Here is a 14,360-nt window from a genome sequence, read left to right as displayed (position 1 = left end):
CGTCGTGTGCGGCAGACACTTATTTCAAATAGCGAAGATCTGTAACCGGTGATCTTCTCTTAACCAACAAATCGTCAAGATCAGTGCCTGTTCAAAGGAAAGAGCGGGGGCGGAGATGACGATTGATCTCAAGCTTGGCGGGTATGCAAGCGTGAAAGCCGCGCTGGCATTGGCGGTGCCGATCGTCGCGATCGGTGGCGTTTCCTTATCGTTATCTTCGGAAAGCTCGGCACCGTCGGCCGGCGCGAGACTGTCCACTGAAGTCAGGGTCGTGGCCGCGACGACCGCAAGATCGCTGACGCCGTCCGGGGCTGCGCCGGTGGAAGTCCCGTTGATCGCGACGGTGGCCTTCGCGCAGACCCATGTTATCCCCGCGGAGGGGCTGTCCTGGACGTCGAGGGATGGCACCGCCAACCTTCACTTGATCGGCGATCGTCAGGCGTTGGCGCTGGTCCGGCTGGGCGTGGACGCGGCGATCGCCCCGGCGATCGAGGCGCGGCGCGATGGCGTGGTCCTCGGATCGATCGACCTTGCGGCGCCGTCGGACCTGCCGCCATCGGAAGGCGGCGGGACATCCTTTGCGTCGGACGCATGGAGCGCTGAGCTTCCGCGCGCGTGGATCAAGCCCGGAACAGAATTCGTCGTCACCGCCGCCAACTACGCTCCCTCAGCGCCGGTGGTACCGGTCGTGGGTGCGGACAGCTCGCTGACGTTGCGGGTTCTGCCCTTCTACCTGTTCGGCGGCAATGAAACGAATACGCAGCCGCTCGCGGCGGCGCAGCGACCCGACCCGGTGGTCGAGCGGGAGCTGGCGGCGAAATGGCCGGTCGCGCACCTGACGGTCGCGCCGCACCCGGCAGGTTTCGTGCGTTGGGATCATCTCGTCGTGTCACCCAACGAAGGCCGCCCCGCGTATGTCATGACGAATGCCGATCAGGAGCAGGGCGGTTTCGAATTGCTGGGGGCGGTGTTGGGGGTCCTGGGCGCGTTGCGCAGGGCGAACGGGGATAGCCGGACGGACAATCAATATTATGCCTCGCTTCTGCCGGTCGGCGCCGCCGGCACTTATCGCTGGTCGGGCGGCGGGCTGGGCACCGTGGGCGGCGGCATCGGTGCCGGCACCTACCGGTTCGGCAGCATCTTCTTCCACGAACAGGGTCATGCCTTCGGTCTGGGACACGCCGCGAAGGAGCCTGCCTATCCCTATCCAGCGGGAAGTCTGGCGGGCTCGGCGTGGGGATATGACGACGGCACGCGCCAGTTCCTGTCGCCTCTGGTACCCATGACGGCGGCCAATTACGCCGCATGCGCCCGGGATCACCAGACCGACGCGGCTGGGCGATGCTACAAGCAGGATCCGATGCAGAATGGCGCGGGCGATCAGGACCCGGCCTACCGCTTCGCCATGTTCTCGGACTACAATACCGCCCTGATGCAGCGCTGGTTCGAGGGAACAACGACCACCGACAAAGCGGGGCGTCCCGGCTATTCCCGCGGTCGCGTGTTCGCCGAACCGGACGGCTATTCGCGCTGGAACAGCATCACGCAATCGCGCGTGCCCCTGGAAGGGGACGTCACCGAAGATGCGGGGCTCTACGGCGTCAATCTCAACCTGCCGGTCGAGCGCGATGTGCCGGTGTACGCAATTGTCATCACCTATAGTCTGGCGGGGACGCCAGGCGCTTCGCAAATCTATCCGACGTTGCAGTTCAAGGGTAATCTGATCCGCGGTTTCGACCCGCTCAACGCGCAGGATCGTGCTGATATCGACATCAAGGGCGGCAAGTATCGCCAGTATTGCCAGAACAGTGGATGCGATTACACGCTGCGCGTCACCTATTCGGACGGCGTCGTCGCGTACCGGGTGCTGAAGGATGCGTTCCGCAGCTTCATCGGTGCCGACAAGCCGTTGCCCGCGCGGGCGAGCGACGCCGCCAGCGATGGCAGCTTCAGGACATGGGCGATCAACGTTCCGGGTCGGCGTCCGATCAGCAAGATCGAAGTGCTGGAAACGCCGATGGTGTGGCGCGGGCTGCCCGCCGCGCCCCGCGTGGTGCTGCAACGCTAAACGCCCCGGCGGCTAGCGGCTTTCGGGCGCGAAGGGGCGCGCAGCGCATGCCGCTCGCTCCCGCCCGAGACCTCGCTGATAGCGGGGCGACTTTGCACCCGATCGCGTGTAGCGCCGGGTGCATGAGCGCTTTTGACACCGCCGCCAGTCGGGCTAGATGGACATGTCCTGCCTGCCATCCGGTACCCTGAGCTTCTTCGACGTGTCCTTGCGTAACATTCTGGTCGTTCTGGCGACGATCGTGGTGCTGGCAGTGTCAGGCGTGGCGTTGCACCATCTGCTTGCCGGCATGGTCTGGAACAACGTCGTTACGGCCGTACACGCCATCCCTCGGGCTGCGCTCGCCGCCTCGGCGATGTTGACCGCGGCAAGCTATTTCATCCTGACCGGCTTCGACGTGCTCGCCCTGCGGCTGGTGGAGCGACGGGTGCCCTACAAGGTGACGGCCCTGGCGGCGTTCACCAGCTATATCTTCAGCCATAATCTCGGCTTTGCAGCGCTGACGGGGGGCGCGGCGCGCTATCGTATCTATGGCCGATACGGCGTTCCGCTGGGCGACGTCGGACAGATCATGATCGTCGCGGGCATCACCTTCTGGCTCGGCGCATTCCTGCTCCTCGGGCTGGCCTTCGTCATCATGCCGGACCTGCCGGCGATCGGTGATCGCGCCGTGCCGCCGGCGTTTCAGACTGCCGCCGGACTGGCGACTCTGGCGCTGCTGGCCGGCTATATGGTGTCGCTGAAGATCCTTGATGGCCGGTCGGTGCGGCTGTGGCGCTGGCAGGTGCATCTGCCGACGTGGCGGATGGCGATCGCCCAGTTCCTGCTCGGCACGCTCGACCTGCTGACCGCGACCGCGGTGCTGTTCGTGTTGCTTCCCGCGCCCGACATCGCGCTTTATCCTGCGGTGCTGGTCGGGTATCTGCTGGCGATCATCTCCAGTCTGCTCGTCCACGCGCCGGGCGGGCTCGGGGTGTTCGAGGTCGTGATGATCGCCGCCTTGCCACAGATCGATCGCACCGGCCTGGTCGCCGCGCTGCTGACGTTCCGGCTGGTCTATTATCTGATCCCGCTCGCGATCGGGGTCCTGCTGTTTGCCGGCCACGAGATCGTGACGCTGCGCCGTCCGCGCGCCGGCTGAACACATCTGGAGTTTTGATGACGACCTATACCAATGCGCAATGGCTGGAGGCCGCGTTTTTCGGCCTGTTGCAGGGGCTGACCGAGTTCCTGCCTGTCTCGTCCAGCGCGCATTTGCGGATCGCCGGCGCGCTGCTGCCGTCCGGCACCGATCCCGGCGCCGCCTTCACCGCGATCACCCAGATCGGGACCGAAGCCGCCGTGCTGTTATACTTTCGCCGCGACATCTGGCGTATCGCTCTGGCGTGGCTGACGGCGGTGCTGAAGCGACCCGCGACACTCTCGCCGGACGCACGGCTCGGCTGGCTCATCATTCTCGGCACCTTGCCGATCGCGATCCTCGGGCTGTTGCTCAAGCACCAGATCGAGGGCGGCCTGCGTAACCTCTATATCACGGCGGCAATGCTGATCGGCTTCGGACTGATCCTCGGCGCGGCAGACCGGATCGGCGCGCGGCGGCTGCCGCTGGAGCGGCTCGGCTGGGGGCATGGCTTGCTGCTGGGCTTTGCACAGGCGCTGGCGCTGGTACCGGGCGTGTCGCGGTCGGGGGGCACGATCAGTGCGGCGTTGCTGCTGGGCTATACCCGCGAGGCGGCGGCGCGCTATTCGTTCCTGCTGGCCGTTCCGGCGGTGCTGGCGTCCGGGTTTTTCGAGCTGATCGACAGCCTGCACAAGCCGAACCCGATCGGCGGCGGCCCGACGTTCCTCGCAACCATCATCGCCTTCGCGGTCGGCTATGCGGTGATCGTGGGCTTCCTGCGTCTGCTGCGGACCCGCAGTTTCCTGCCGTTCGTCCTGTACCGGGTGGCGGCGGGTGCCGCGGTGCTGCTGATGCTGGCGAATGGCGTCATCCCGGCGCGGTAACGGCGCATGATACGTGGTTTGTTCGCGCTGGCGGCGGCGCTGGCGAGCGCCGGCTGCACCGCGCTGCCGCCGGCGCGAATGGCGCTGGCCATGTCAGCCGGCACGCCGGCGCCGGAGATCGTCACCGACAGCAAGCGCGGCCGGGCGAGCACCACGATCGATGTCCTGAGCTTCAATGTCGAAGGCCTTGCCTGGCCCGCGCGACGCGGGCGGGCATCGTCGCTGGCGCACATTGGACGGATTCTCGCGGAGCTGAACGCACGCGGCACGGCTCCCGAAATCATTCTGGTGCAGGAGATGTTCAGTCCGGCGGCGGTACGGGCGCTGGCGCGGGCCGGCTACCCGTATCGCGTGTGGGGGCCGACACGGACGCAGCGGCGGACCTCCGTCGCGGTCGGGCGCATGCCGGGGCCGCGTCGCTGGGGCAAGGGCGAGACCGGTTTCCATCTGGTCGGGTCGGGACTGGCGATCCTCAGCCGTTATCCGATCGTCGCCGCCGACGCGGAGCCGTTCGGTAGCCGCCACTGTGCCGGCTTCGACTGTTTGAGCAACAAGGGTGCGCAGCACGCGCGCATCATGGTGCCGGGCGTGCCGACCGCGATCGACCTGTTCAACACCCACCTGAACTCCCAGGCGGAATCGCGCGTCCCCGCGGAGCGGCATGGCGTCGCCCAGCGCCTGCAGCGTGCCGACCTGGTCGGCTTTCTGTCGGCAGCCGGATCGGAACGTCTGCCCGCGATCGTCGGCGGCGACTTCAACATGGCGGGCACGCCGGATCGGCTCGGCAAGCTGGAGGCGGCGCTGTCGCGTTACACGATGGTGCATCGGTTCTGTGCGGCGTCCGGATCGCCATGCGATGTACGCCTGTCGTGGGACGGCGACGAACCATGGGTCGATACCGAGGACCTTCAGCTGTTCCGGTCCGGTGCCGAGGTCAGCGCGACGCCGGTGGCGATCGCGGCGATGTTCGATGGAACCGCCGGCCAACCGCGCCTGTCGGACCATGACGGATTGCGGGTGCGCTATCGGCTGGAGTGGCAGGTCGACTAAGAGCGGGCGCGACCGGGGCGGATGGCGACAGCGGCTGCCGTCGCTCCACCCCGACCACGCTGGCGCTTACCAGGCCTTGCTGACGATGAAGCGTACGCTGCGCCCGAAAATCGGGCGACCGTAGATCGCATCGCGCGTCGTCTGGCCATCAAGCTGGTCGGTGCGCGGGTTGCCCTCCGTCAGCCCCTTGTTGTTGAAGATGTTATCGCCGACCACCTGGAACTGGAAACCATTGTGGGTGAGCGTCCCGCCCAGACCGAAGGTGTTGTACGACGGCAGCCGGGTCCGGTTGAACAGATCGACATAGCGGAGCCCGACATATTCATAGCGGCCATACACCTCGACCCGATCGCCGCCGGCATCAAACGAGAAGGTCGGGCGGACATTGCCGAAGACCTTGGGCTCGCGAATGATCTGGTTGCCGTTGACCGCCGCCGGATCGGCGCCGGAGCTGTTCTGCAGATTCTTGTACTGCGGATCCTGATAGGTGAACGATCCCGACACGAAGAACCAGCGCGTCGGTGCCAACGTGCCGTCGACCTCGACACCCTTCACCTCGGCCTGGCCGATAAACGGCACGGCCTGATCATTGCGGCCGGTCAACGGGTTAAACGCGACGAACGAAGCGTTAAACGGATCAAACTTAGTGTAAAAGCCGGTCAGATACAGATAATTGCGCCCGAACGATGCCTTTAGCCCGGCTTCGTACTGATCGGCCTGCGTCTTCACCAGCACCGGATTGATGTTGTAATAGCTCGACGATTGCGGTGGCACTTCAAGGTGTGAGGCGCGCACATAGCCGCCGAAATGGTCGCTGACGTCGTAATTGACGCCGAGCGTCCAATTGGTCGCGGTGGGATTGTCCTTGCGCGACTGACGGCCGCCATCAAAGGTGCGGACCGCATTGTCGGCCAGCGTGGTCGGATCGCCGAGGTTCACGCCGTTGGTGGGTGTGGTCAGCCCGTAGCCGTCGATATGATACCATTCTTGGCGGATGCCGCCGTCGACGCGCAGCCCCGGCACCACTTCCCACGTGTCGTTCGCGTAGAGCGAGTAGACGGTCGAATCCACGTCACCCTGGTTGAGCGTCGTGCCATAACGCAGCACACCCTTGTCGGTGACAGAGCCGAGCACGTTGTTGTTGGCGTCATAGGCGACCAGATCGAGCGTGCGGGGCTGGCCCCGCACCTCCATCAGATAATCCTGATAGACGGCCTTGTTCGTCAGCCCATAGGCCGAGGCATAGCCGCCGATGCGCAGGTCGTGCGTACCGAGTCCGGTCTCGAACTTGCGTGTGACGCTGACGTCGCCCTGACCCGAATAGAAGCTAGAGCCCACACCACGATATTGTGCCTGCACCACGAGCCCCGAGGCGCCGTAAGGGTCGTAGGCGGTGGCGCCGTTGCTGCCCGACAGCGCATAGCCCAGCCGCGCGACCGGGGTGGCGGTGGTGCCGAACGCGGTGGTAGCGGCGGCGCGGAAGCCGTTGGCGAAGGTGGTGGCGTCCACCGGGTTCGAGGTCGAATAGAGCGCGTCGAAATTCAGTCGCCCCTTGGTATAACCGCCGCGCACCGCAAGCTGCCAGCCGCCGAACTCGGCATCGTACTGGATGCCGATATTGCCATATTCCATGTGACGACCGTCGGCCAGGTCGCGAGTCTCGCTCTGCGTCACGCCTGCCGCATCGCGATACTTCAGCGTCACGCCGCGGAACGCCGGCGAGTTGAGCGTGCCATGGAAGAAGTCGATGAACGGATCGAGCGATACCGACGGGTTGCGCGGATCGGCGACCGGGATCGGCAGATAGAAGGTGTTATGGTCGTTAAGGTAGTTAACGCTGACCCGCACCGAGCCATTGTCGAGGTCGTGCTTGATATTGGCGCGTATCTGCCCGCCGCGATCGTTGGGGAAGCCATTGTCGCGCTGCCCGCCGTCACGGCGCAGGAAGCCGCCGATAGCGTAATAGGTCCGCTCACCCAGCGGGCCGGATTGCATCGCATCGAGGCGGTAGAGATCGGTGGTGCCGATCGTCATCTGGACCTTGCCGCGCGGCGTCTCGGTGCCGGTGACGGTGATGTTGTTGACGATCGCCGCCGCCTGGCTGGCGAAGATCGGCGCGGGGCCGCCACGGACCACCTCGACCCGCTCGGTCATCAGGTCGAAACGGTTGAGGCTGTCGCCGCGGAAAAAATTGCCGTTGATGTCGTGGAACAGCGGAAGGCCGTCCTGCTGGAACACCGCATAGCCGTCATCGGTGGGGATGCCGCGGATGCGGGTCACGTTCTGCACTTCGCCGCCGGTGGCCTCGACCTGGATGCCGGGCAGCTTTCCGAGAAGGTCGGCGAAGTTGAGCGGGGCGAGACGCTTCACGTCCTCCTGTCCTAGGGAATTGACCGCATAGGAAACGTCGAAACGCCGCTGACGCCGTGCTGAACCGGTGACGATGATGTCCGATCCGACTGCATCATCCGCGGCGTCCGCGCCCTCGGCCTGCGCCGTCGTGGTCGAAGTGGCGGTCGGCTGGGTTGGGGGCGGGGTGGTGGTCTGCGCGGCGGCAATGCCGACCGACAATGCGGCCGCAGCCATGCCCAGCAGCGTCAGGCCAGTTCCCCGCAGCAGCACGATTTTGGCAGTATTCATTGTCTCTTCCCCTTGGGCTGTAACGGGTGCGGCCCTTTGCGCCGCTTTGCGCCGCTTTGCGACACTTTCGTGAAAGGTCACGCGTTATCAGCCCACTGGCGGAACGATTGTCCCGTCAGTGTTGCCGTTAAAGCGCTACCGCGAAGATGGCGCTGGTGCGTTCAGTCCGCCGGCGCGGCGACGTTCCCGCCTGCCGTGTCGTCGGCGGGTACCGGCGCGGCGGGCAGGGCGACGTGCACCTCGACGCGGCGGTTCTTCTTGCGCGCTTCCGGGTCGTCGCTGCCGTCGGGTTGGGCGTTGGGGACGAGCGGGGTGGTCTCGCCCAACGCGATCACGGTCAGCCGATCGGGTGCGATGCCCTTGCTGACGAGATAGTCGCGCACCGTCTCGGCGCGCTTGCGGGACGCGAGCAGATTGGATCGGTCATTCCCGCGCGTGTCGCTGTGACCGCGCAACGTCAACGCGCCGCCGGCCTGTACCAGCGGATTTGTCATCAATTCGTCGAGCGCCTGCCGGGCGGCGTCGCCAAGGACCGGGCCGTCCATCGGGATAACGCGGTCGATCGGCTGGACCGGCGTCGGCTCGGGCGTGGGTTCGACCACCTCGGGCCGAAGGATCGATTTTGTCGGCGCCCCGGCGGTCGTCTCGACCGCGGCGGGCTCCACCACGCGGGTGTTCACGACGGCGTCGTCGTTGCCGCCATGGCGTTCGCTGGCGGGGGAGCAGGCCGCCAGAGCCGCGCACGTCGCGGCGATCGCCGCACCGGTCCTCTGCTTGATCGCGATCATGCGCTCACCTCCTGCTGTCCATGGCGCGAGCCGGTCGGCGGCCCGAAACTGATGATCGTATCACCCGACTGCGGTGTCGGGCGGCTGGCATGCGAGAAGAAGCGCAACGACCCGCCCTTGCGCAGCAACAGCAGCATGTCGGCCTCGTCCGCCAAATCCGCGCGCGCGGTGTCGAAATCGAACTTGTCGGTAATCCGCGTCTTGCGGAACACCCAGCCGTCGGAGAGCCGCCGAACGATTTCCTCGACGCCGTGCCCACTGGTGAACAGCGCGCGACCGCGGAGCGAAGCCGGGAGCGCCCTGACATCGTCGTCCTGCGTGCCGCCGCCGAGCTGATAAACGTTGTCGCGACCGATCTCCGGGGCGAATTCGTTGCAGACCAAGGCGTTGTAAGCTTCGTTATCGGACGTCGCGACCAGTACCTCGAACTGGGAGAGTTCGAGGCGCTCCTCGGTCGCTTCGGCGAGAATTTCGCCATGGTAGGTCGGCAGCCCCGCGCGGCGGGCAGGCGCGAGGCGCTGCCAGCTCGTGTCGCAGATCGTGACCGGCACGTCGAGCTGGCGAAGCTGTGCGGCGAGCGCATTGCTCCATGGGGTCGCACCGACGATCAGCAGCCCGCGTTGCGTTGCGCCCGTCACCTTTAACAATCGCGCGACCGGGCCGATCGAGAAACCATGCGCCACGATCGTGGCGACCACGACTGCGAACGACAGCGTGACGAGGATTGAACCGTCCTCATAGCCGAGATTGCCCAGCCGCAGCGCGAACAGGCCGGAGATCGCGACCGCGACGATGCCGCGGGGCGCGATCCAGGCGACGAGCAGCCGCTCGTTCCATGGCACGCGCGTGAAGGCGAGGCTGAGCAGCACCGTCGCGGGGCGCACCAGGAACAGCAAGGCGAAGAGGAAGGCGAGGAACCGCCACTCGAACCGTTCCAGAACGCCGAGGTTCAGCGTCGCGGATAGCAGCACGAACACGCCCGAGATGAGCAGCACGGTGACGTTTTCCTTGAACGGATGGATGTCCCGGAGGGAGTCCAGCCGCATGTTCGCCAGTGCGATCCCCATCACCGTCACCGCCAGCAGCCCGGTTTCCTGCTGCACCAAATTGGACACCACGAAGGTTGCGATCACCGCGACCAGCAGCACGGGAGCCTTGAGATATTCCGGCACATGCCCGCGCGGAAAGGACCAACCGATCGCTCGCGCCGCGCCATAGCCGATCAGACCGGACACGACGCTGGCAGCGACCAGTGAGCCGAGCAGCGCCGGGATCGTCACGCCCTCGCCCGCGCGGCGCAGATATTCGAACGTGATGACGCCGCAGAGGGCGCCGATCGGGTCGTTGACGATTGCTTCCCATTTCAGGATCGCGCGCGGGCGTGCCGCGATGTTGCTCTGGCGCAGCAGCGGCAGCACGACGGTCGGCCCGGTCACGACCAGAATCCCCGCGAATAGGATCGCGACCGGCCACACCAACCCGCCGACATAGTAACAGGCCAGCGCGCCGAGCAGCCATCCGACTGGAACGCCGACGAACAGCAATCGCGTGACCGCGCCGTCGGTGCGGCGGAGTTCACGAAAGTTGAGGCTGAGCCCGCCTTCGAACAGGATGATCGCGACCGCCACCGACACCAACGGTTCGAGCAATTCGCCGAAGGTCCGGTGCGGGTCGATCAACCCTAGGACCGGTCCGGCGATCACGCCGGCGACGAGCATCAGCGCGATGGCTGGCCAGCCGGTCCGCCACGCGATCCACTGCGCGCCGATCCCCAGCGCGCCGATCAGCGCGATGACGAGAGCTTGTTGTTCCATAACGTGGCATACGCCCCAGACCGTCGAAAGAACCCGGCGACCTAGCAGCACGACCAACGTGAACGCCAGCCGCTTGCGCCCGAAATGACGCTTCCGGCTTCTCGGAAGCACCGGAGCGATGCGGGCGACCAAGGTGCAATCGCCAGAAACATCATGGAACCAAACCGCACCGTGGGGCGGTTGCGGCTCTCATTGGATAACAGGTGGATACAATCGATGAGCATCGCTTCGGCACTGGGATTGGGCGGCCGCAAGATCCGCTACGCGATCGTCGGGCTGGGTGACATCGCACAGGAAGCGTTGATGCCCGGTGTCGCGCACACCGGCAATTCCGAGATGACCGCCCTGGTATCCGGCGATCCCGAGAAGCTGGAAGCGCTGGGCAAGCACTACGACGTGGAGGGCCGCTATTCCTATGAGCAGTTCGGTGAATTGCTCGCGTCCGGCACGATCGACGCTATCTACCTTGCCACGCCCAACTGGCGGCACGCCGAGTTCGCGATCCCGGCACTAGAGGCGGGTATTCACGTGCTGTGCGAGAAGCCGCTCGATGTTTCGTCGGACAAGGCGCGCGCGATCATCGCGGCGGCGAAGCGGGGCGAGGCACGGTTGATGACCGCCTATCGCCTGCACTTCGAACCCGCGACGCTGGATGCGATCCGCCGGATTCGCGCCGGTGAGCTGGGAGAACTGATCGCGTTCACCGCCTGCTTCACGCAGATGGTCGACCCCGCCAACCACCGCGCGACCAACGGGATCGAGGCCGGACCATTGTTCGACATGGGCGCCTATCCGATCAACGCGATCCGCTATCTGTTCGGCGCCGAGCCGCTGGAGGTGATCTCCGCAACCGGCCTTCGCCACGCAGCGTCGGGGCTCGGCGATTTCGATGACACGATCGCGGTAACGCTGCGGCTGCCGGGTGCGCGCATCGCGCAATTCACCGTCAGTTATTATGCCAACAATGTCGACAGTCTCATCATCGCCGGGACCAAGGGGTCGATCGAGATGAACCCGGCGTTCGGATTCGGGCAGGGCCTCGAACATCATCGGCAGATCGGCGAAAAGCAGTCGCACGAGACCTATAAGGCCACCGACCAATTCGGTGGCGAACTGCGCTATTTCTCCGACTGCATCCTGGAGGAGCGCGATCCCGAGCCGGACGGCGAGGAAGGATTGGCCGACCTGCTGGTGATCGAGGCGATCGTCGCGGCGTTGAAGTCGGGCGGGTCGGTGCAGATCGAGCCGTCAGGCCGCACGCGGCGGATCGACCCGGATGCGCAGGAGCAGACGCTGCGGGCGGTATCAGCCCCGACGCCGGTCAATGCCGCTCCGCCGACCGGCGCCTGAGGCGATGGAGTCGACAGCCACGCACTTGCTCGCCGGTCATTCCGCAATCGTCACCGGCGCGAGTTCCGGAATCGGCCTGGCGGTGGCCGAGGCGCTGGCCGACGCTGGCGCGGCGGTGGTTGTCAATTACCACTCGGACGCGGCGCCGGCAGAGGAGCTCGCCGCAAAGATTCGCACTGCCGGCGGGCGGGCGGAGGCAATTGGCGCGAATGTGTCGGAGGAACAGGACGTTGTGCGACTGTTCGATGCTGCGACAGAGGCATTCGGGCGTATCGACGTACTGGTCGCAAACTCCGGGGTGCAGAAGGACGCCGCGATCGCCGACCTGACGCTGGCGGACTGGAACACCGTCATCGACATCAACCTGACCGGCCAGTTCCTGTGTGCGCGCGAAGCGGTACGACGGTTCCGCGCGCAACCCCGGGAGGCACGGCCGGCGCGCAGCGCCGGTGCGATCATCACGATGAGTTCGGTGCATGAGGTCATTCCCTGGGCGGGGCACGTCAACTATGCCGCTTCGAAGGGCGGCAGCCGCATGTTGACGCGCACGCTGGCGCAGGAGGTCGCCGTCGACGGTATCCGCGTGAACGGCATCGCGCCTGGCGCGATCCGCACGCCGATCAACGAGGACGCATGGGGCAGCGATGCCGCGCTGGAGAAACTGCTGCGGCTGATCCCTTACGGGCGGATCGGTGAGCCCGAGGACGTGGCACGCGCCGCGGTGTGGCTGGCGTCCGATCAGGCGGACTATGTCACGGGAACGACACTGTTCGTCGACGGCGGCATGACCTTATATCCCGAGTTCCGCGACAATGGCTGAGCCGCCGCGCACGATCGGTGATCATGGCATCATCGGAGATCTGGAAACCGCCGCACTGGTCGCGCGCGACGCGACGATCGATTACCTCTGCTGGCCGTCGCTCGACAGCCCGACGATCTTTGCCGAGCTGCTCGATGCGGAGAAGGGTGGGGCGTTTACGTTGGCCCCCACGCTCGACCGGCCCGAGCGGCTGCAACTCTACGTCCCGGACACCAACGTTCTGCTGACGCGATGGATGTCGGAAGACGGCAGCGCCGAGGTGCGCGACGTCATGCCGCTGCCCGACGCCCGCGTGCATCCCGACCGCGCCGCGCGTTGCCTGATGCGGCGGGTAACGGTGACACGCGGACGCGTTCGCTTCACGATGCGCTGCGCTCCGCGCTTCGACTATGCGCGTGAGGTGCCGACGGTGACGGCGGCCGATGGCGGCATCCGCTTCACCGGACACGCGCTCGCGCTGCGGCTGTTCGCGTCGGTGCCGCTTGCAACAGCAGACGACGCCGCGACCGCCGATTTTACGCTGCAAACGGGTGAAAGCGCGTGGTTCGTGCTGGGAGAGGACGCGCTTGCCTGCCCGGACGACAAGGCGGTCGAACAGGACATGGCCGCCACCGCCGCGGCGTGGCGCGACTGGACCAGCCGGTCTTCCTATACCGGACGCTGGCGCGAGATGATGACGCGCTCGGCGCTCGCGCTCAAGCTGCTGACCTCCGCGCGGCACGGATCGATCGCGGCGGCGGCAACCTTCTCCCTGCCCGAGGCGACCGGCGCAGGGCGCAACTGGGATTATCGCGCCACCTGGATCCGGGACGCGTCCTTCACCGTCTACGCCTTCCTGCGGCTGGGCCATGTGGAAGAGGCCGAGCATTTCAACAGCTGGGCGGCGAAGCGTGTCATGGCGGCTGACCCCGAGCATCCGATCCGTATCATGTATGCGCTCGACGGGTCGGAGGCGGCGGACGAACACGAATTGCCGCATCTTGCCGGCTATGCGGGAAGCCGCCCGGTGCGGATCGGCAATGCGGCGCACGCGCAGACGCAGCTCGACATCTTCGGGGAACTGCTCGACAGCGTGTACCTGTCGAACAAATATGGTCACGCGATCAGCCACGAGGGGTGGCAACACGTGCGTGGGATCGTCGACCATGTGATTGCGCACTGGCAGGAGCCGGACGCCGGCATCTGGGAAATGCGCAGCGCGCCGCGCCACTTCCTTCACTCGCGGGTGATGTGCTGGGTGGCGTTGGATCGTGCGATCCGGCTGGCGCACCAGCGCTCGCTGCCCGCCCCGCTGGTCGCCTGGGCGGAGGCGCGCGATGCGATTGTCGAGGACGTGTGGGCCAACTTCCGCCATCCCGAACATGGTTATTTCGTGCAGCAACGGGGCGGTCGCGAACTGGACGCGGCGCTGCTGATGATGCCGCTGGTACGCTTCGTCTCCTCGACGGATCCGGTGTGGCTGAAGACGCTCGACGCGATCGGCAGCACGCTGCGCGACGACGGACTGGTCTATCGTTATTGCAACGCCGACGGACTCGAGGGTGGCGAGGGAGCGTTCACGACCTGTACCTTCTGGTATGCCGAATGTCTGGCCCGCGCCGGGCGGATGGACGAGGCGCAGATGATCCTTGCCAAGGGCATGGCCTATGCCAATTCGCTCGGCTTGTTCTCCGAGGAGGTCGACCAGCGCGGGCAGCCGCTGGGCAATTACCCGCAGGCGCTTACCCACCTGGCCTTCATCAGCGCCGCTTACTTTATCGACCGCCGCCTCGATCCGTCCTATCGTCCAAATTGGCAGCCGTAGCGGATGGTAGCGCCGCCTGATA

General features: G+C 65.9%; 11 protein-coding genes. 7 read left to right on the top strand and 4 right to left on the bottom strand.

Annotated elements, in window-relative coordinates; translation table 11 throughout:
• Positions 1-24 precede the first annotated feature (24 nt).
• Positions 25-408 (bottom strand): hypothetical protein, encoded by a 384-nt coding sequence (locus ACI2JO_RS00490; protein WP_404718804.1) that lies wholly within the window; start codon positions 406-408, stop codon positions 25-27.
• Positions 409-421: 13 nt separating this feature from the next.
• Here ACI2JO_RS00490 and ACI2JO_RS00485 point away from each other — a divergent pair, with 13 nt between their 5' ends.
• The 4 genes from ACI2JO_RS00485 to ACI2JO_RS00470 all read left to right on the top strand — a co-directional run bounded on the left by ACI2JO_RS00485 (position 422) and on the right by ACI2JO_RS00470 (position 5,122).
• Complete coding sequence (locus ACI2JO_RS00485) at positions 422-2,068, top strand: M66 family metalloprotease (RefSeq protein WP_404718803.1); 1,647 nt, start codon at positions 422-424, stop codon at positions 2,066-2,068.
• 208 nt (positions 2,069-2,276) lie between these two features.
• Complete coding sequence (locus ACI2JO_RS00480; protein ID WP_404718802.1) at positions 2,277-3,209, top strand: lysylphosphatidylglycerol synthase domain-containing protein; 933 nt, start codon at positions 2,277-2,279, stop codon at positions 3,207-3,209.
• A 17-nt stretch (positions 3,210-3,226) separates the two neighbouring features.
• Positions 3,227-4,072 carry an undecaprenyl-diphosphate phosphatase gene (locus ACI2JO_RS00475; protein ID WP_404718801.1) on the top strand — a complete coding sequence of 282 codons (846 nt, stop codon included), beginning with the start codon at positions 3,227-3,229 and terminating at the stop codon, positions 4,070-4,072.
• A gap of 6 nt (positions 4,073-4,078) precedes the next feature.
• Positions 4,079-5,122 (top strand): endonuclease/exonuclease/phosphatase family protein, encoded by a 1,044-nt coding sequence (locus ACI2JO_RS00470; protein ID WP_404718800.1) that lies wholly within the window; start codon positions 4,079-4,081, stop codon positions 5,120-5,122.
• A 66-nt stretch (positions 5,123-5,188) separates the two neighbouring features.
• On the opposite strand, the gene ACI2JO_RS00465 is transcribed toward ACI2JO_RS00470, so the two are convergent.
• The 3 genes from ACI2JO_RS00465 to ACI2JO_RS00455 all read right to left on the bottom strand — a co-directional run bounded on the left by ACI2JO_RS00465 (position 5,189) and on the right by ACI2JO_RS00455 (position 10,364).
• A complete protein-coding gene (locus ACI2JO_RS00465; protein ID WP_404720297.1) occupies positions 5,189-7,708 on the bottom strand; it encodes a TonB-dependent receptor in 2,520 nt (839 codons plus the stop codon).
• 215 nt (positions 7,709-7,923) lie between these two features.
• A complete protein-coding gene (locus tag ACI2JO_RS00460) occupies positions 7,924-8,550 on the bottom strand; it encodes an OmpA family protein (protein WP_404718799.1) in 627 nt (208 codons plus the stop codon).
• Positions 8,547-10,364: a cation:proton antiporter gene (locus ACI2JO_RS00455; protein WP_404718798.1), complete on the bottom strand. Its 1,818-nt coding sequence runs from the start codon at positions 10,362-10,364 to the stop codon at positions 8,547-8,549. Before ACI2JO_RS00455 ends, ACI2JO_RS00460 begins: the two co-directional genes overlap by 4 nt.
• Positions 10,365-10,580: 216 nt before the next feature.
• On the opposite strand from ACI2JO_RS00455, the gene ACI2JO_RS00450 reads away from it, so the two are divergent.
• The 3 genes from ACI2JO_RS00450 to ACI2JO_RS00440 are packed head-to-tail and all read left to right on the top strand — an operon-like array spanning position 10,581 to position 14,338.
• A complete protein-coding gene (locus ACI2JO_RS00450) occupies positions 10,581-11,714 on the top strand; it encodes a Gfo/Idh/MocA family protein (protein WP_404718797.1) in 1,134 nt (377 codons plus the stop codon).
• Positions 11,715-11,718: 4 nt separating this feature from the next.
• Positions 11,719-12,534 carry a glucose 1-dehydrogenase gene (locus ACI2JO_RS00445; protein WP_404718796.1) on the top strand — a complete coding sequence of 272 codons (816 nt, stop codon included), beginning with the start codon at positions 11,719-11,721 and terminating at the stop codon, positions 12,532-12,534.
• On the top strand, positions 12,527-14,338 hold the full coding sequence (locus ACI2JO_RS00440) for a glycoside hydrolase family 15 protein (protein WP_404718795.1): 1,812 nt from the start codon (positions 12,527-12,529) through the stop codon (positions 14,336-14,338). Before ACI2JO_RS00445 ends, ACI2JO_RS00440 begins: the two co-directional genes overlap by 8 nt.
• Positions 14,339-14,360 lie beyond the last annotated feature (22 nt).

It is taken from the genome of Sphingomonas sp. NPDC079357, assembly GCF_044901155.1.
GTDB lineage: Bacteria > Pseudomonadota > Alphaproteobacteria > Sphingomonadales > Sphingomonadaceae > Sphingomonas.
The sequence above is the reverse complement of the archived record's forward strand: the minus strand, read 5'-3'. Positions and strand labels throughout refer to the sequence as shown.